This window comes from Streptomyces sp. NPDC014861 (assembly GCF_043081625.1).
Taxonomy (GTDB): Bacteria; Actinomycetota; Actinomycetes; order Streptomycetales; family Streptomycetaceae; genus Streptomyces.
In genome coordinates this window covers 129,381-147,787 of record NZ_JBIBWV010000015.1, presented here as the reverse complement: position 1 = coordinate 147,787, position 18,407 = coordinate 129,381, and the positions used below count along the sequence as shown (strand labels likewise).

Sequence of the window (18,407 nt, the reverse complement as noted above, 5' to 3'; positions counted from 1 at the left end):
GCGGGAGGGGCCTGGTGGCCGTGGCCGTTCAGGCGGCGGGGGCCGGGACCGTTCAGGCGGTGGGGGCCGGGACCGTTCAGGCGGTGGCGGCGGGGGTCGCGTCGAAGGAGCGGAGGACCGGGTTCAGGCGGCCGAAGAAGCCGGCCAGGTCCTGCTGGAAGTAGAAGTGGTCGCCGGGCAGGACCTCGGGGACGACGGTGTGCCCGGCCACGAGGGACCAGCCGTCGAGCAGGTCGACCGGCACGATCGGGTCGGCGTCGCCGCCCAGGACGGCGACCGGGCAGTCGAGCCGCACGTCGGGCGCGGTGCACCGGTAGGCGTCGTCGATGGCGAAGTCGGCCCGGATGGACGGGAGGACGATCTCGCGCAGCTCCGGGTCGTCGAGGATGCCGTCGTCGGTGCCGCCGCGCTCCTTGATGGCGGCCACCAGCTCGTCGTCGTCGAAGCGCTCCGGGTGCACGGGGGCCTGGTTGGGCAGGACGGGCGCGCGGCAGGCGGAGGCGACCAGACCGACCGGGGTGCGGCCCGCGGCCTGGAGAGCGCGGGTGACCTCGAAGGCGACCAGGGAGCCCATGCTGTGGCCGAGGACGACCAGGGCGCCGATGTCCGCCGGGAGGGCGTCGACGACGGGGAGGGCCAGGTCGTCGACGGAGGCGGGCAGGTCCTCGCAGTAGCGGGCGCCGCGGCCCGGGTACTGGCCGATGAGGAGCCGGACGTCGGTGGGGAGGTGCTCGCGCCAGGCGCTGTAGGCGTGGGCGTTGCCGCCGGCGTGCGGGAGGACGAGCAGGGACAGGCGGTGCGGCGCTTCGCCGGGCAGGTCCCAGACGACGTCCTCGGGCGCGGGGGTGAAGGAGGCGCTCATGAGCTGATCCGATCTGTCTCGGTGCGGCGGCGGAGGGCCGGTCGGGCCTTCCGGGCGGCCGGTGCGGTCTTGAGGGATTCGAGGTGCGCGGCGAGCCGGGCGGGCGTGGGGTGCTGGAAGACGTCCCGCACGGTGAGGCGGACGTCGAGGGCGCCGGCGATGTGGTTGGTGAGGCGGGCTCCGAGGAGGGAGTGGCCGCCGAGATGGAAGAAGTCGTCGTCGATGGTGAGGGGTGCGGTGGTGTCGAGGGTGCGGGCGAAGAGCGCGACGAGGGTTTCCTCCAGCGGGGTGCGCGGAGCCCGGCCGCCGGCGGTGAGGGCGGCGGGGGCGGGCAGGGCCCGCTTGTCGATCTTGCCGTTGGGGGTGAGGGGCAGTCGGTCGAGGACGGTGACGTGGGTCGGGACGAGGTGGTCGGGCAGTCGCTCGGCGACGTGTCGGCGGATCTCGTCGGGCGAGGCGGTGCCGCCGGTGACGAGGTAGGCGGCGAGTCGTTCCTCGTGGACGGTGACGACGGCCTGGGTGACGTCGGGGTGGGTGAGGAGCGCGGTCTCGGTCTCGCCGGGCTCGACGCGGAAGCCCCGGATCTTGATCTGGTCGTCGACCCGGCCCTCGTACACGAGCCGTCCGTCCCGGTCGAAGCGGGCGAGGTCGCCCGTCCGGTAGAGCCGGCCGCCCTTGCCGCCGAACAGGTCGGGGACGAAGCGGCTCGCCGTCAGATCGGGCCGCCCGAGATAGCCGTGGGCCAGGCCCTCCCCCGCGAGGTACAACTCGCCCGTGACACCGGGCGGGCACAGGTTCAGCCGGGCGTCGAGGACATAGGCTCCCTTGTTGACGAGTGGGACGCCGATGGGGACGAGGAGGCCCGGGTCGGTGCCGGGCGCGATGAGGTGGGTGGTGGTGAAGCCCATGGACTCGGCGGGCCCGTAGCCGTTGACCACGGTGATGCCGGGCCGCTGCGCGTGCAGCTTCTGGACGTGGGCGGGCGAGGCGGCCTCGCCGCCGGTGAAGGCGACGGTGACCGGGGCGAAGGTCTCGGGGTGTTCGTCGACGAGGAAGTTGAAGAGGCTGGCGGAGAGTTGGAGCATCGTCACGCCGTGGCGCCGCGCCAGCTCGCTGATGAGGACCGGTTCCGGGCGCTGTCCCGGCTGGAGGACGGTCGTCCCGCCGTGCAGGAGCGCACCCCAGAACTCCAGGCTGAACGCGTCCCACGACACCGGCGAGCACTGGAGGAACACCTCGTCCGGACCGAAGCGCCCGTACGACTGGCCGCTCACCGTCGACACGAGATTCCGGTGCGAGGACAGGATCCCCTTCGGCCGGCCCGTGGAGCCGGACGTGAACATCAGGCACGCCGCGTCGTCACCGGTGACGTCCGTGCTCGGATTCACGGCGGGGAAGACCGCCAGTTCGCCGCGCGACGGGAGGTCGACGGTCCGCCAGCGCCCCTCGACCCTGGCCGCGTGGCCCGGGGCGGTGAGGAGCAGGGAGATGCCGGCGTCGTCGGCGGCGGAGCGCAGCCGCTCGTCGGGGAAGTCCGGGTCGAGCAGCGTGTACGCGGCCCCCGCCTTCACCACCGCGAGCACCGCCACCGCGAAGTCCGCGCCACGGTCGAGCAGCACTCCTGCCAGATCGCCCCGGCCCAGGCCATGGGCCCGCAGCAGATGCGCGAGCCGGTTCGCGGAGGCGTTGAGCTCGGCGTACGAGATCCTCCGCTCGCCGTCCACCAGCGCCGTCCGCTCCGCGAACCGGGCGGCCGCCTCCTCGAACCGCACCACCAGCGAGCCGTCACCGGTCTCGGCGGTGAAGCCGGCCCAGGGCCCGGTGAGCAGGGCGCGCTGGTCGGTGGTGAGGACGTCGAGGTCGGAGAGCCGGAGACCCGGGTCGGAGAGGACCTGGTCGAGGACGCGGCCGAGGAGGGCGCCCGTGTCGCGTACGGTCTCGGGGTCGAACAGCTCGGCGGCGTAGAGGAGCGAGCCGTGCAGCCGCTGCCCGTCGTCGGAGCGGAGCAGGAATTCGAGGTCGAACTTGGCGGCGCCGTTGCCGGTGCCGGCGACGGTGGCGGCGGGGAGCCCCGGGAGGGCGAGGCGGGGCGCTCCGCCGGTCTCCAGTCCGAGGCAGATCTGGAAGAGCGGGTGGCGGGCGAGGGTCCTGGCCGGGTTGACGGCTTCGAGGACGAGGTCGAACGGGGCCTCCTGGTGCGCGAACGCGTCCAGGTCGGCGGTCCGCACCCGGCCGAGCAGGTCCCGAAACGTCGGGTCTCCCCCACTGTCCGTCCGCAGCACCAGCGTGTTCACGAAGAACCCCACCAGCCCCGACAGAGCTTCGTCACTCCGCCCCGCCACCGGCGAACCGATCGCCAGATCAGAACCCGCACCGAGCCGCGCCAACGCCGCCACCAGCGCCGCGTGCACCACCATGAACGGCGTGCACCCCTCCTCACGGGCGAGGGCGGTAGCACGCTCGAACACGTCGGGACCCAGGTCGAGTTCGATCTCCCCACCGCGGTGCGAAGCACGGGCCGGGCGCGGACGGTCGAGCGTCAGACCGTGCTCCTCGGGAAGCCCCGCCAACGCCGCACGCCAATGCGCGAGTTCGCCACCCAGAACGGAGTCCGCGTCACCAGCGGCACCGAGAACCCGCCGCTGCCAGACCGCATAGTCCGCGTACTGCACCCCCAGCGGCTCCAACTCCCCACCCGCGTAAGCGCACTCAAGATCCGCGAAGAACACGGCGTTTGACAGTCCGTCCGTCGCAATGTGGTGGAGCACGAGCGACAACACCGCTGATCCGTCGGGGCGCTCGAAGAGCCGTGCGCGGATCGGGAGGTCGGCCGCCAGGTCGAAGACGTGGCCGGCGGACCGGGCCAGCGCCTCGTCCAGGGCCTCGTCCGACGCCACCGGTACGCGTTCCACGGTCAGGCGGGCCCGGTCGGGCGGGAGGATCCGCTGGCGCGGTTCGCCGTCGACGACCTCCAGGAGCGTCCGGAGCGGCGCGTGCCTCCCGATCACCGCACCGAGGGCGGACTCCAGCGCGCCGGCATCCACGCCCGCGTCCAGCCGGACCACCATCGGCACGTTGTACGCCGCGCTCCCCCCGTCCAGCTGGGACAGCAGCCACAACCGCCGCTGCGCGAACGACGCCGGCGGCAACCCACCCTCCACCGCCGCCTCACCGGCCACCAGCGCAGGCAGGACCACCCCCGCACCACCCTGCTCGGCGACCAGCCCGGCGAGACCGGCGACCGTGGGCCGCTCGAAGACGTCCCGGATGGTGAGGCGGACGCCGAGGGCCTGGGCGATCCTGTTGGTGAGCCGGGCCGCCAGGAGCGAGTGGCCTCCCAGGACGAAGAACCCGTCGTCGATGGTGAGGGGTGCGGTGGTGTCGAGGGTGCGGGCGAAGAGCGCGACGAGGGTTTCCTCCAGCGGGGTGCGGGGCGCCCGGCCGCCGGCGGTGAGGGCGGCGGGGGCGGGCAGCGCCCGCTTGTCGATCTTGCCGTTGGGGGTGAGGGGCAGTCGGTCGAGGACGGTGACGTGGGTCGGGACGAGGTGGTCGGGCAGCCGCTCGGCGGCGTACCGGCGGATCTCGTCCGGCGACGTGTTCGCGCTCGTCACCAGATAGGCGGCGAGTCGGTCCTCGTGGACGGTGACGACGGCCTGGGTGACGTCGGGGTGGGTGAGGAGCCCGGCTTCGGTCTCGCCGGGCTCGACGCGGAAGCCCCGGATCTTGATCTGGTCGTCGACCCGGCCCTCGTACACGAGTCGTCCGTCCCGGTCGAAACGGGCGAGGTCGCCCGTCCGGTAGAGCCGGCCGCCTGCCGCACCGTACGGGTCCGGCACGAACCGGGCCGCGGTGAGGTCGGGTCGCCCGAGGTAGCCGTGGGCCAGGCCCTCCCCCGCGAGGTACAGCTCGCCCGTGACGCCGGGCGGGCACAGGTTCAGCCGGGCGTCGAGGACGTAGGCGCCCTTGTTCACCAGCGGCGTCCCGATCGGGACGGCCGACTGCGTGCCCGTGGCGTCCTCGATGGTGTGGGTGGTGGTGAAGCCCATCGACTCGGCGGGCCCGTAGCCGTTGACGACCGTGACGCTGGGCCGCTCGCGCCGAAGCTTCTCGACGTGGGCGGGCGACGCGGCCTCGCCGCCCGTGTAGGCGACGGTCACGGTGGTGAAGGCGTCCTGGTGTTCGTCGACGAGGAAGTTGAAGAGGCTGGCGGAGAGTTGGAGCATCGTCACGCCGTGGCGCCGCGCCAGCTCGCTGATGAGGACCGGTTCCGGGCGCTGTCCCGGCTGGAGGACGGTCGTCCCGCCGTGGAGCAGCGCACCCCAGAACTCCAGGCTGAACGCGTCCCACGACACCGGCGAGCACTGGAGGAACACCTCGTCCGGACCGAAGCGCCCGTACGACTGGCCGCTCACCGTCGACACGAGATTCCGGTGCGAGGACAGGATCCCCTTCGGCCGGCCCGTGGAGCCGGACGTGAACATCAGGCACGCCGCGTCGTCACCGGTCAGACCGGTCTCCGGGGCGTGGGCCGGGTAGGCCGCCAGCTCGTCGCTGGCCGGGAAGAGGACCGTCGGCCAAGCTCCCCCCACCCGCGCGGCGTGGGCGGGTGCTGTCAGGAGCAGGGAGATGCCGGCGTCGTCGGCGGCGGAGCGCAGCCGCTCGTCGGGGAAGTCCGGGTCGAGCAGCGTGTACGCGGCGCCCGCCTTCACCACCGCGAGCACCGCCACCGCGAAGACCGCGCCTCGGTCGAGCAGCACTCCTGCCAGATCGCCCCGGCCCAGGCCATGGGCCCGCAGCAGATGCGCGAGCCGGTTCGCGGACGCGTCGAGCTCGGCGTACGAGATCCTCCGCTCGCCGTCCACCAGCGCCGTCCGCTCCGGGTGGCGCGCCGCCGCCTCCTCGAACCGTCCCGCCAGCGAACCGTCACCGGTCTCGGCGGCGGACCCGGCCCAGGGCCCGGTGAGCAGCGCGCGCTCCTCGGGCGTGAGGACGTCGAGGGCCGAGAGGCGTGTGCCGGGGTCGTCGAGGACCTGGCGGCACACCCGGCCGAGGAGGGAGGTCATGCGGTGGACGGTCTCGGCGTCGAAGACGTCGGAGGCGAAGAGGACGGTGGCGCCCAGGCCCGCGCCGTCCTCGGAGCGGAGGAAGAACTCCAGGTCGAACTTGGCGGCGCCGTTGCCCCGCTTCTCGACCGGCCCGAACACGGGGACCGCGCCGGTGCCGCCGGCCGGGGTTCCGGCGCCGGCCTCCAGGGTCAGGCAGATCTGGAACAGGGGGTGCCGGGCGAGCGACCGTGTCGGGTTGACGGCTTCGAGGACGAGGTCGAACGGGGCCTCCTGGTGCGCGAACGCGTCCAGGTCGGCGGTCCGCACCCGGCCGAGCAGGTCCCGGAACGTCGGGTCTCCCCCACTGTCCGTCCGCAGCACCAGCGTGTTCACGAAGAACCCCACCAGCCCCGACAGAGCTTCGTCACTCCGCCCCGCCACCGGCGAACCGATCGCCAGATCAGAACCCGCACCGAGCCGCGCCAACGCCGCCACCAGCGCCGCGTGCACCACCATGAACGGCGTGCACCCCTCCTCACGGGCGAGGGCGGTAGCACGCTCGAACACGTCGGGACCCAGGTCGAGTTCGATCTCCCCACCGCGGTGCGAAGCACGGGCCGGGCGCGGACGGTCGAGCGTCAGACCGTGCTCCTCGGGAAGCCCCGCCAACGCCTCACGCCAATGCGCGAGTTCGCCACCGAGAACCGAGTCCGCGTCACCAGCGGCACCGAGAACCCGCCGCTGCCAGACCGCATAGTCCGCGTACTGCACCCCCAGCGGCTCCAACTCCCCACCCGCGTAAGCGCACTCAAGATCCGCGAAGAAGGCGTCGTGGGAGAGCCCGTCCGTCGCGATGTGGTGGAGCACGAGCGACAACACGGCCGGGCCGTCCGCGCGTTCGATCAGGGTCGCCCGCAGCGGGAGGTCGGTCGCCAGGTCGAAGACCCGGCCGGCGGCCACGTCGAGTGCCGCGTCGAGCTCGGCGCTCGTGTCGACGGTGACGCGCTCCAGCGTGAGGCGGGCCCGCTCGGCGGGGAGGATCCGCTGGTGCGGTTCGCCGTCGACGGCCTCGAAGACGGTGCGCAGGGGCGCGTGCCTCCCGATCACCGCACCGAGGGCGGACTCCAGCGCACCGGCATCCACGCCCGCGTCCAGCCGGACCACCATCGGCACGTTGTACGCCGCGCTCCCCCCGTCCAGCTGGGACAGCAGCCACAACCGCCGCTGCGCGAACGACGCCGGCGGCAACCCACCCCCCGCCGCCGCCTCACCGGCCACCAGCGCAGGCAGGACCACGCCCGCACCACCCTGCTCGGCGACCAGCTCGGCGAGACCGGCGACCGTGGGCCGGCCGAAGACGTCCCGGATGGTCAGGCGGACGCCGAGCAGTTCCGCGATGCGGTTGGTGAGCCGGGCCGCCAGGAGGGAGTGACCTCCCAGGGCGAAGAAGCTGTCGTCGATGCCGACCTCGGCCGTGTCCAGGACGAGGGTGAAGAGGGCGGCGAGAGTCTCCTCGGTGCGGTCGCGCGGGGGACGCCGGGTGGCGGAGGCGGTGGTGTCCGGGGCGGGGAGGGCGCGCTTGTCGATCTTGCCGTTGGGGGTGACGGGGAGTCGGTCGAGGACGGTGACGTAGGTGGGGACCAGGTGCTCGGGGAGGCGGTCGGCGACGTGGCGGCGGAACTCCTCCGGGTCGGGGGCGGCATTCGGGAGCTCGTCGCCGGTGGGGATGTCGAGGACGAGGTACGCGGCCAGCCGCTGCTGGTGGACGGTGACGACGGCCCGGGTGACGGAGGGGTGGGCCAGGAGGGCGGCCTCGGTCTCGCCGGGTTCGATGCGGAAGCCCCGGATCTTGATCTGGTCGTCGGCCCGTCCCTCGTAGACGAGGCGGCCTCCGGTGTCGAAGTGGACGAGGTCGCCGGTGCGGTAGAGGCGGGCGCCGGCGGGGCCGAAGGGATCGGGGACGAAGCGGACGGCGGTGAGGTCGGGGCGGCCGAGGTATCCGTGGGCCAGGCCCTCGCCGCCGATGTACAGCTCGCCGGTGACGCCGGGCGGGCAGAGGTTGAGGTGCGGGTCGAGGACGTAGGCCGGCTTGTTGACGAGCGGGGCGCCGACGGGGACGACGGCGTGGGGCTCGTCGGAGGGTTCGACGGCGTGCGTGGTGGCGAAGATCATCACCTCGGCGGGGCCGTACCCGTTGAGGACGGTGATGCCGGGCCTGAGCCGCTGGAGCTTGTGGACGTGGGCCGGGGAGGCGGCCTCGCCGACGGTGAAGGCGGTGGTGACGGTCTCGAAGGCTTCGGGGTGCTCGTCGGTCAGGTAGTTGAAGAGCGTCGCGGAGAGCAGGAGCGTGGTGACTCCGTGGCGGCGGGCGAGCTCGGCGACGAGCGCGGGCTCGGGCTTCTGGCCGGGCTGGAGGACGGCGGTGCCCCCGTGCAGGAGGGCGCCCCAGAACTCCAGGCTGAACGCGTCCCAGGAGACCGGCGAGCTCTGGAGCCAGACCTGGTCGGTGCCGGTGGGGAGGTACGGCTGGCCGACGAGGGTTGCGATCAGGTTGCGGTGCGAGGACAGGATGGCCTTGGGGCGGCCGGTCGAACCCGAGGTGAACATGAGGCAGGCGGGGTCGTCGGGGCTGATGCGGACGTCCGGGCCGGGGATGCCGTCGGGGCCCGCGCCGGAGTCCGCGTCGAGGCCGACGGGGTCCGCGTGGGTGGTCCAGGGGCCCGTGAGGCGGTCCGCGAGCCCCGGCCGGGTGACGAGGTGGGTGATGCCGGCGTCGGTGGCGGCCGAGCGGAGGCGCTCGTCGGGGAAGTCGGGGTCGAGGAGGACGTGTGCGGCGCCCGTCTTCAGGACGGCGATGAGGGCGACGGAGAAGGGGACGCCTCGCTCCAGGAGGACGCCCGCGAGCTGTCCTCGTCCCAGGCCCCGGTCGGCGAGATCGCGGGCCAGTCGGTTCGCGGCGGCGTCGAGCGCGGCGTACGTGACGCCGCCGTCGGTGTCGACCAGGGCGGTGCGGTGGGGGTGGAGCCGTACCTGCTCCTCGAAGCGGGCGACCAGCGTCGTCCCGGCGGGCTCCGCGACGGGTCCGGCCCAGTCGCGGGTGAGGAGGGTGCGCTCCTCGGGGCGCAGCACATCGAGGTCGGCGATCCGACGGGTGCCGGGGGCCTCCTCGGCGGCGAGGACGGCGGTGACAAAGGCGGCGAAGCGGTCCTGGTGGGCGGCGGTGAGGACGGGGTCGACGCTCTCGACGGGGGTGTCGAAGTCGATGCGGAGGCCGTGGGCGGCGCCGAGGTCGAGGACGGCGACGTTCAGGTCGTCGACGGGACCGTTGGAGACGTTGTGGTTGACGGTGGGGTGACCGCCGACGGTCAGGTCGGCGTGGAAGCCCATGATGTTGAGGACCGGAGAGGCGAGCCTGCGGCCCGTCCCGGCTTCCCGGCACAGGTCCTCGTAGCGGGTCCGCTGGTGGCGCAGCCCGTGCTTGACCTCGGCGGCGGTGGCGCGCAGCAGCTCGCCGAAGCCGGCCTCGGGTCGGATCCGGAGGCGGAGCGGGACGATGTTGGATGCCATGCCGGGGGTGCTGCGGGCGGCGCGGGTGGTGCGGCCGGTGACCGGGAGGGCGAGGACGATCTCGTCGCGGGCGGTGACGCGGTGCAGGTAGACGCCGAAGAGGGCGATGAGGAAGACGGACCAGTTCACCCGCTCGGCGCGGGCGACGGTGCGGAGCCGTTCGGCGTCGGCCGCGCCGACGCGGACGCTGCGGCGGGCGAACGGCAGGGTTCCGTGGGCGGCCGGCGCGCGGTCGCGGCCCCGGACGAGCCCGGCGGGGGCGTCGGGGGCGCCGGCGAGGTGGGCGCGCCAGGCGGCGAGGTCGGCGGCCGCCTCGTCCGAGGCGCGGTAGGCGGCGTCCTCCGCGAGGAGTTCGGCGAGGGGGCCGAAGGGGGAGTCTCCCCAGGGCTCGCCGGCGACGGCCCGCTCGTACAGTTCGACGAGCCGTGAGAGGGCCATGGACACGCCGACGCCGTCCACGACCAGGTGGTGGAAGCCGTAGAAGTAGAAGAAGCGCTCCTCGGCCAGTTTGACGAGCACGCAGCGGACGGGGGCCTCGCCGGTGAGGTCGAAGGGCACGCCGATCAGGCCGTCGATCAGCCGCCAGGCGGCCGCCTCCGGGTCGTCGGCGGCGCTGACGTCGTGGAACGGCAGCGTGCGGTCCCCCGCGTCGGGGTCGAGGAGCTGCCAGACCTGCTCGCCGTCCTCCTCGAAGCCCCGGATCCGCAGGAAGTCGGCCTCGTCGACCAGCCGTCGCCAGGCGGCCGCCATGTGCTCCGGTTCGACCGGCCCGTTGATCTCCCGGCATTCGCCGACGTTGTACTTGACGCCGGTCGGGTCCAGCAGGTGGGCCGTCCAGATGTCCCGCTGGGCCACCGAGAGCGGCAGCCTCACGGCCGCCGGGGCGGAAGCGACGGGCGTGTCGAACGGCATGGGGGCTCCTGTGGGGTCACGTCGGGCGGAGGTGCCGACGGCACCGGATGCGTACGGGGTCGGCCTGGGGCCAGGGGCTTGGCCGGGCCGGGCCGGGGGCGGGACCGGGTCGGCCGGGTCCCGCGCCGGATCGGGGCGGATCAGGTGGATCGGGAGGCGCGGGTGGATCGGGAGGCGCGGGTGGCTCGGTTGGATCAGGTTGATCGGGCGGCTCAGCACGGAACGGAGGTCGGCCGGGATGTCGTCGGGCTGATCCCGGTTCCGCGGTGGAGCGGGCCGGCGGACCCGCCCGAGGATCGTCGGGCGGGTCCGACCGGGATCCGTCCGGCCGGCCGGTCGGCTTGTGGCGACCGGCCGGCAGTGGCCATACAACCCGTCCGCGGGGGCCCCGAGCGGCAGTTGGCCCGGCGGTAAGGCAGCGGATCGGCGGCGCTGCGGCAGTCAGGCGGCAGCGGGGGCGGCGACGGCGGCCGGGGAGGCGGGCACGGGCGGGGTCGCGGCGAGGGCCCGGACGACACGGAGGAGGCGGAAGGCGGAGCGGCCGTGGTCGGTGCTCGGGCGGATGACGCCGCCGATGAGCAGGGCGCGGACCATGCGGCCGCAGTCCGGGAGGGGGCGGCCGGTGAGCCGGACGACCTCGTCGAGGTCGAAGTCGGCGTCGTCGGCGGCGCACAGCCGGGCGACGAGGTCCCGGGGGCCGGCCGGCAGGCCGTCGAGGGCTCGGGTGACGCCGTCGCGCAGGTGGGAGCCGGAGGTGCCTTCGGAGAGGTGGTCGAGCAGCGGGGCCGGGTCGGTCTCGACGATGCCGCGGAGGGTGGGCAGGTCGCAGACGGTGAGCCAGGAGGCGGCGGCGGCGAGGGCGAGGGGGTGCCCGTCCAGCCCGTGCGCCACATGGGCGATGTCGGCGAGGCTCCGCTCGTCGGCGACGATGTCGGGCCGCACCCGGCGGATCCGGCTGAGGAGGAACCGTACGGCGGGGGCGTCGGCGGACGGCGTGCCGCCGGGGTGCGGGGCGTCGAGCGGCGAGAGGAGGAAGAGGCGTTCGCCGGGCACGTTCCAGGGGGTGTCGGCGGTGACGAGGACGCGGAGTCCGGGCAGTTCGCGCAGCAGCCGGCTCAGGCGGGCGAAGTCGAGGCGCGCGCAGTCGGCCCCGTCGAGGACGAGCAGCACGTCGCGGTCCCCGAGCGCGGCGAGCAGTTCGGCGGGCGGCTGCCCGTCCCGGTCGCCGGATCCGTACGGCGGGCGGGCGGCGGCCTCGGGGCCGAGGAGGTGCCGCGTACCGGACTCCGTACCGAGCGGGGCGGTGACGGGGTGGTCCGGGAGGCGCAGGTGGGCGGCGCAGGCGGTGGCGAGGGCGGCGAGCGGGTCGCCGTCGGCCGGCAGGCAGTCGGAGACCGCGCCGGGGGCGGTGTGCCAGAGGACGGGGAGGCCGGCGTCGTGGAGGCGGGCGGCGGTCTCCAGGGCGAGCCGGGTCTTGCCGACGCCGCTGAGTCCGACGACGGTGATCAGGCGCTCGGCGCCGGAGCGCAGTTCCTCGGCGAGGACGGCGGCCTCGGCCTGCCGGCCGATCATCGGGTGCAGCGGGACCGGCGGCGCGCACCGCTCCAGGAGGAGGTGCCGGCCGGCTCCGCCCTGGTGGCCCCGTCTCACCGCCTCTTCGAGGGCGGCGCGGGCGCGGGGACCGAGGCGGAGGCCGTCGGCTATCAGCCGGACGGTGTCGGCGCGGGGCCGGAGGGCCTTCCCCTTCTCCAGGTCGCGGATGGCGCGGACGCTGATGGTGGAGAGGTCCGCGAGCTCGCGCTGGGTGAGCCCGATGCGGAGGCGGTGTCCGCGGATGAGGGCGCCGATCGCGGCGGTGGCCGTCGACGTGCCCTCAGGGGAGAGACCGGTCGTCATGGAGTGCTCCCGCTGGTCAGGTGGGGGCGGGGCCGGACGGCCGGCCTGGTCGGGACCGGTCGCGGCGGCTCCTCGCCGTCTGCTGGCACCAGATTCCGGTGGCCGCCTATCGAGGGGGCATCGCGCCACTAACCGTGCCGGGGGCTTCCGGAGGGGGTTCCGGAGATAGCGGTGAAAGGCCCTCCGGCGGCCCGTGATAGCGGTCGGCGTCCCGGGGCACACGAAGGCGGTGCGGTGATAGCGGGGCGATAGGGCAGCGGGCGGTGCGGTGAATCCGCCCCTTCGTAGCTTGGTGTCCAGAAGGAAACGACAGCCCCGGACGAAAGCCGGAAGGGGCCCGGACGGACCCCGCGAAGGGCCCGCACGGAACACGAGACGAGACGGAGAGTCCCATGCAGAAGAAGACCACCGCCGCCCGCACCGCCCTCCGCGCCGCCGTCACCTCCGCCCTGGTCGTCCTGGTGACCGGCGTCGGCCTCCAGGCGAGCTGGGCCGACGACCCGGCCACCGGCACCCCGGCCACCTCCACCGCCCCCGCGCCGGCCTCCGCCCCGACCCCGACCCCCACCCCCACCACCGACAACAACCCCTGGGACTGACACACCCCGGTACGGCCCGCAGACCCGGACATCCGCCCCGGCCCCGAAGTGCGGCGCGACCCGGAAGCACCACCCGCGGCCTCCGCGGGGAGCACCACCACAGGCACCACACCCGCTCGGCCCGACGCCCTCGTCCCGTACGTTCGCTCCCGAGGCCCCGCACGTCGGACCCGACGCCCGGCCTCTCGTACGTCGGACCCCGCGCCCGGCATCCCGTACGTCGAGCCCAGCCGCTCGTACGTCAGACCCGACGCCCCGGCAGCCGGCCGTCCGCCGGCCCCGACGTCCCCCGGTCCACGGCCTTGAGCACTCCCCCGCGGCACTCCCTCACGGACATCCCCGCGGCGCTCCCCCACCGCACTCCCTCGCGGACACCCCCGCGGCGCTTCCTCGCGGACATCCCCGCGGCGCTCCCCCACCGCACTCCCTCACGGACACCCCTGAGGCACCCCCGGGAACCGCTCCGCGATTTCCCGCCCGCGCGCCCTCAGCACACGCCGAGCAGCCGCTCCGCCTCCGCGAGTTCCCGCGCCATCCGCCGCTCGCGGAACACCTCGACCGCCGGCACCAGCAGTTCCCGTGAGCGTCCCGGTTCGTCCGTCAGCAGCCGCGCCAGATCCAGGCGTGCCAGTGCGCCGCCGCTAAAATCCATGATCTGCTCCCGCGAGGAGACCGCGCGGTCGTAGAAGTCGCGGGCCCGGTCCGGCCGTCCCATCATGGCGAAGGCCTGGCCCAGGTCGCGCAGCAGGTGTCCTTCGCCGATGACGTCGCCGGAGTCGCGGCAGAGTTCGAGCACCTCCGTGAAGGTGAGGACCGCCAGGTCGCTCCGGCCCTGTTCGAGGAGGACCTGACCGACGCGCCGCAGGGTGCGGGCCCGGCCGCCGGTGTAGCCGATGCCCTCGTAGATGTCGAGCGCCTCGTCGAGCTGCTTCTGGGCGAGGTCGATCTCGCCCTGCCGCATGCGGATGTGGGCGCTCTGGGTGAGGACGATGGCCCGCCCGACGACGTCGCCCGCACGGTCGAAGTCGGCGAGGGAGCGCCGGTAGAGCTCCAGGGCGGTCGTGTCGTCCCCGTTGGTCCGGGCGATCAGGGCCATGTCACGACGGCAGAGCGCCTCGCCCATCGGCTCGTCGAGGGCCTGGAAGACGTCGAGGGCGGAGTTGAGGGACTGGCGGGCGGTGTCGTACTGGTTGCGGCTCATGTAGAGCGAGCCGAGGGAGGCGCGGATCGCGGCGGTGCCGCGGAGGTTTCCGGCCTTGCGGACGGCGGCGAGCGCGGTGAGGTGGGTCGACTCCCACAGGTCGTAGTGGCCGCGAACCTCGAACAGCGTGACGAGCGAGGTCGCGAGGTCCCAGCTGAGGTCGTGCAGCCCCTCCTCGGCGGCGTGCCCGACCATGCCGCAGAGCGCGGCCTGTTCGGCGTCGAGCCAGGCGAGCGGGTCGGCGAGGGCGTCCTCGGTGTACGGGGACGGCGGCTGCCAGCGGGGCGCGGCGCCGTGCAGCACGGTGAAGTCTCCCCCGTACACCTTGCGGTGGGCCTCCTCGACGAGGTGCATCCAGCCGCCCGCCATGCGGGCGAAGGCGGCCTGGCGGACCTCCGGCGGGTGCTGTGCGGCGAGCTGCTCGCGGGCGTAGACGCGGATGATCTCGTGGAAGCGGTAGCGGAAGCCGCCGCTGGACTCGACGCCGACGACGTCGAGCATCTGCACGTCGACGAGCGGTTCCATGAGGTCGGAGGGGAAGGGCCGGTGGTCGTCGAGGAGGGCGCCGGCGAGCCAGCTCGGGAGCGTCGGCGCCTGCGCCATGCTCAGGAGCCGCAGCAGTCCCCGGTCGTCGGGGGCGAGCCCTTCGTAGGTGAGGGAGAGGCTGGCGCGCATCGTCATCTCGCCGTGGGCGAGCTCGTCGAGCCGGTGCCGTTCGTTGGCGAGCCGCTGCACCATGGAGGCCAGGGTCCAGTGCGGGCGGGCGGCGAGGCGGGCGGCGACGATCCGGAGGGCGAGCGGCAGGCGGCCGACGGTGCGGACGAGCGCCTCGGCGGCGGCGGCCTCGCCGGAGACCCGCTCGCCGCCGATGATGCGGGCCAGGAGTTCGAGGGCCCGGTCCTCGTCGAGGACGTCGAGCTCGACGCGGTGGGCGCCGGGCAGCGCGGTGAGGCGGGCGCGGCTGGTGACGAGGACGGCGCAGTCGCGGCTGCCGGGGAGCAGGGGGAGGACCTGGCCCTCGCCCGCGGCGTCGTCGAGGACGACGAGGACGCGTCGGGTGGAGAGGCGGGTGCGGTACATCTCGGCGCGCTCGTCGAGGGACTCCGGGATGAGCTGTCCGGGGATGCCGAGGGCGCGGAGGAAGCGGCCGAGGACTTCCACGGGGGTGGCGGGGGCGGGGGTGGTGCCCCGCAGGTCGCAGTAGAGCTGCCCGTCGGGGAAGCCGGTCTCGGCGAGGGCGTGGGCGACGTGGACGGCGAGGGTCGACTTGCCGGTGCCGGGCTTGCCGGTGATGGCGGCGAGGCCGACGGTGCCACGTCCGTCGCCCCCGGCGAGGGCCTTCTCCAGGGCGGCGAGCCGCTGCCCGTCGGCGACGAAGTCGGCGATGTCGGCGGGGAGCTGGTGCGGTACGGTCTCGTGCCGAATCGATTCAGCAACGGGGGCCGGCGACGCCGGCTCGGGCACGGCGGAAGCCCCGTCGAGCGCCTCGGGACCGGGCGTGGCGACGGCCCGTACGGGGGCGGGCGCGGGGCGCGCGGCGGCGGGCGGCGGGAGTTCCCCGGCGAGGATGGCCGCTTCGAGGTCGCGCAGTTCGCGGCTGGGTTCGAGGCCGAGCTCCTCCGCGAGGTAGCGGCGGGCGGTCCGGAAGGCCTCCAGAGCCTCGGCCTGCCGGCCGGACCAGTAGAGGGCCTGGATGAGCTGGCCGTGCAGCTTCTCCCGCAGCGGGTGTTCGTGGGTGAGCCGCTGGAGTTCCCCCACGAGCCGGTCGTGGTGGCCGAGTTCGAGTTCGAGCCGGATGCGGAGCTCCACGGCGGCGAGGCGCTCCTCGTTGAGCTGTCTCGCCGCGTTGGCGAGGGGTCCGCTGTCGAGTCCGGTGAGGCAGTCGCCCTGCCAGAGCGTGACCGCGGATCTCAGGAGTCGTACCGCCTCCTCGCGGTCGCCTCCCTCACCGAGGGAGCGGGCGCGCTGCACCAGCCCGGTGAAGAGGGCGGCGTCCACGTTCCCGGCCTCGGTGTGGAGCACGTACCCGGGGGGTCTGGTCGTCAGGACGACCTCGCCGTCCGCGTCGACGAGCAACTTGCGCAGCCGCGAGACGCAGATCTGCACCTGGGTCCTGGCGGTCTCCGGCGGGTTGTCCTCCCAGATGAGGTCGACCAACTGGCTGGTGCTCACGATCCTGTTGGTCTCCAGGAGGAGCGCGGCGAGGATCACCTCCTGCCGGCCGGGGGGCACGCGCAGCGGCCCGGCGGTGCCCTGGACCTGGAGCGGTCCCAGGACCCGGAAGGTGAGACGGGGTCCGCCCGGGACGTCCAGTTCCCCTAACCCGCCGTCGGCAGCAGCCACTGATTCCCCCACGCAACAGATGAGACGACACACCGGAACCGCACCGCGCCACACCGGAACGTGCCGGTCCGCGCCGGGACGTCAGGATCAAGTGAGGACAGTCTCCACATCTCCTCCCCTCCTGTCCATGCCGTGAAGATCCTCGGTCCGCGATAGGGCCGCGATAACGCCGAGTTGGGCGGGCGCCGCAGAATCCTGGACGGAAGGTGAGAGGAGTTGGCACCGTTGAACAGCCAAGACACCATGATGACCGGAAACCCGGCTTGCGGGGACCTGGTGACCGCCGCGGGCATCGACCACGTGCGGCTGGTCTACGACTACCTGGACCACGGCGACCTCGACGGCTGCGGTTCGCTCCTGCACGACGCGATGGTCCTGGAGCTCCCGGGCCAGAAGGCGGCGCGGGGTCGCACCGACGCCCTGCGCGCCCATGTCCTGCACGCTCTGCCGGACGCCCGGCACGTCGTGGACCGGGTCGTCGCGCACGACCGCACGGTGATCGCGACCGGCCGCCGGGTCACGCCGGGGAGCGCCGCGGCCGACCAGCGTTTCGTGGACGTGTTCACGATCGCGGACGACGGCCTGCTGCGTACCTGCGTACGGTACTTTCACGCCACGCCCTGAGGAACGCCGGCGGCCAGACCCACGGAGGCCGCGCGACCCGGTCCCGCGCGCGCCGGACGGCCGGGTGACGCCGCTCCTCCGCTCGCGGCCGCTCCCCCGGCCTCACCCGGCCCCGAGGCCGACACCCTCCCCGCCCCAGGTCTCCCCGGTGCGCTTGTGGTTGCGCCGTCGGGAGGAAATGAGGGCTACGTCACACCTCTTCGTGCACCCGTCGGGCCCGTATGCGCATCTTGTGTGCGAGAAGGACGTACCGTCCTCTCGGCAACCACAACTCCTACCGAGGGCAGAACACTTTGATATCTACGCCACTGCGCGTGCGGCGCGCCGTGACGGTCGTGGTCACCACCTCCGCCGTGCTGGCCGGGGGCTTCTCCGTCAGCCAGGCGCAGGCCGCGACGCCGCCCACACCGTCCATCTCCGCCCCGGGCGGTTTCGTGATGAACAACGGGACGGGCACGTCGCTGTTCGGGAAGGCCGCGGACACCCGACGGGCGACCGGCTCCACCACCAAGATCATGACGGCGAAGGTGGTGCTGGCCCAGCGGGGTCTGAACCTCGACGCGAAGGTCACGATCCAGAAGGCCTACAGCGACTACATCGTCTCGAAGAACGCCTCGTCGGCCCGGCTCATCGTCGGCGACAAGGTGACGGTCCGACAGCTGCTCTACGGACTCATGCTGCCGTCGGGCTGCGACGCCGCCTACGCGTTGGCCGACAAGTTCGGCACCGGCTCCACGCGGGCGGCCCGGGTGAAGTCGTTCATCGGAAAGATGAACGAGGAAGCCCGGAAGATGGGGCTGCGGAACACGCACTTCGACTCGTTCGACGGGATAAGCAACGGGGCGAACTACTCGACCCCGCGCGATCTGACCAAGATCGCGAGCAGTGCGATGAAGAACAGCACGTTCCGCACCATCGTCAAGACCAAGTCCACCACGCAGAAGGTGATCACCAGGACCGGTGGCTACCGCAACATGGCGTGGAGCAACACGAACAAGCTGCTGAGCACCTACAGCGGCGCGATCGGCGTGAAGACGGGCTCGGGCCAGCAGGCCAAGTACTGCCTCGTCTTCGCGGCCACCCGCGGCAGCAAGACCGTCATCGGCACGGTCCTCGCCGCGCCGAGCGAGACGCAGCGGGCGGCCGACGTGAAGAAGCTGCTGGACTACGGCTTCGCGAGGTGATCGACGGCGGCGGGAGCCTGAGGCTCCCGCCGCCCGGCCGTGTGCTCCTCCCGCGGGGAGCGTACGGCCCGGGCCGCGGCGCCATCAGGCGTCGCGGCCCTTCGCGTTCGCGACCACGGCCTTGCGGGCAGTCCGAGGCCGTGATCGGCCGACGGGGCGGACCCGCCGTGGACG

7 protein-coding genes are annotated in these 18,407 nt (G+C 73.7%); 3 read left to right on the top strand and 4 right to left on the bottom strand.

The genetic code is table 11. The features are described 5' to 3' along the window. Positions 1–76: 76 nt before the first annotated feature. The 3 genes from ACF1BN_RS26165 to ACF1BN_RS26155 form a co-directional block, all read right to left on the bottom strand. Positions 77–862: a thioesterase II family protein gene (locus ACF1BN_RS26165; protein ID WP_392334039.1), complete on the bottom strand. Its 786-nt coding sequence runs from the start codon at positions 860–862 to the stop codon at positions 77–79. Further along, a complete protein-coding gene (locus ACF1BN_RS26160; RefSeq protein WP_392334038.1) occupies positions 859–10,386 on the bottom strand; it encodes an amino acid adenylation domain-containing protein in 9,528 nt (3,175 codons plus the stop codon). The genes ACF1BN_RS26165 and ACF1BN_RS26160 overlap by 4 nt, the downstream gene beginning before the upstream one ends. 441 nt (positions 10,387–10,827) lie before the next feature. Further along, complete coding sequence (locus ACF1BN_RS26155) at positions 10,828–12,282, bottom strand: AAA family ATPase (RefSeq protein ID WP_392334037.1); 1,455 nt, start codon at positions 12,280–12,282, stop codon at positions 10,828–10,830. Between the two features lie 392 nt (positions 12,283–12,674). On the opposite strand from ACF1BN_RS26155, the gene ACF1BN_RS26150 reads away from it, so the two are divergent. Beyond that, positions 12,675–12,881, top strand: coding sequence for a hypothetical protein (locus tag ACF1BN_RS26150; protein WP_392334036.1), 207 nt, complete (start codon positions 12,675–12,677; stop codon positions 12,879–12,881). A 487-nt stretch (positions 12,882–13,368) separates the two neighbouring features. On the opposite strand, the gene ACF1BN_RS26145 is transcribed toward ACF1BN_RS26150, so the two are convergent. After that, positions 13,369–16,395, bottom strand: coding sequence for a BTAD domain-containing putative transcriptional regulator (locus ACF1BN_RS26145; RefSeq protein ID WP_392334060.1), 3,027 nt, complete (start codon positions 16,393–16,395; stop codon positions 13,369–13,371). A gap of 255 nt (positions 16,396–16,650) precedes the next feature. Here ACF1BN_RS26145 and ACF1BN_RS26140 point away from each other — a divergent pair, with 255 nt between their 5' ends. Together ACF1BN_RS26140 and ACF1BN_RS26135 are read left to right on the top strand one after the other, a co-directional pair. Then, positions 16,651–17,049: a nuclear transport factor 2 family protein gene (locus ACF1BN_RS26140; protein ID WP_392334035.1), complete on the top strand. Its 399-nt coding sequence runs from the start codon at positions 16,651–16,653 to the stop codon at positions 17,047–17,049. A gap of 314 nt (positions 17,050–17,363) precedes the next feature. Beyond that, positions 17,364–18,233, top strand: coding sequence for a D-alanyl-D-alanine carboxypeptidase family protein (locus ACF1BN_RS26135; protein ID WP_392334034.1), 870 nt, complete (start codon positions 17,364–17,366; stop codon positions 18,231–18,233). The last annotated feature ends 174 nt before the right edge of the window (positions 18,234–18,407 follow it).

Excerpts from the sequence above, each read along its gene's own strand:
- ACF1BN_RS26165 (WP_392334039.1), bottom strand. The coding sequence starts at position 862 with ATGAGCGCCTCCTTCACCCCCGCGCCCGAGGACGTCGTCTGGGACCTG.
- ACF1BN_RS26160 (WP_392334038.1), bottom strand. The coding sequence starts at position 10,386 with ATGCCGTTCGACACGCCCGTCGCTTCCGCCCCGGCGGCCGTGAGGCTG.
- ACF1BN_RS26155 (WP_392334037.1), bottom strand. The coding sequence starts at position 12,282 with ATGACGACCGGTCTCTCCCCTGAGGGCACGTCGACGGCCACCGCCGCG.
- ACF1BN_RS26150 (WP_392334036.1), top strand. The coding sequence starts at position 12,675 with ATGCAGAAGAAGACCACCGCCGCCCGCACCGCCCTCCGCGCCGCCGTC.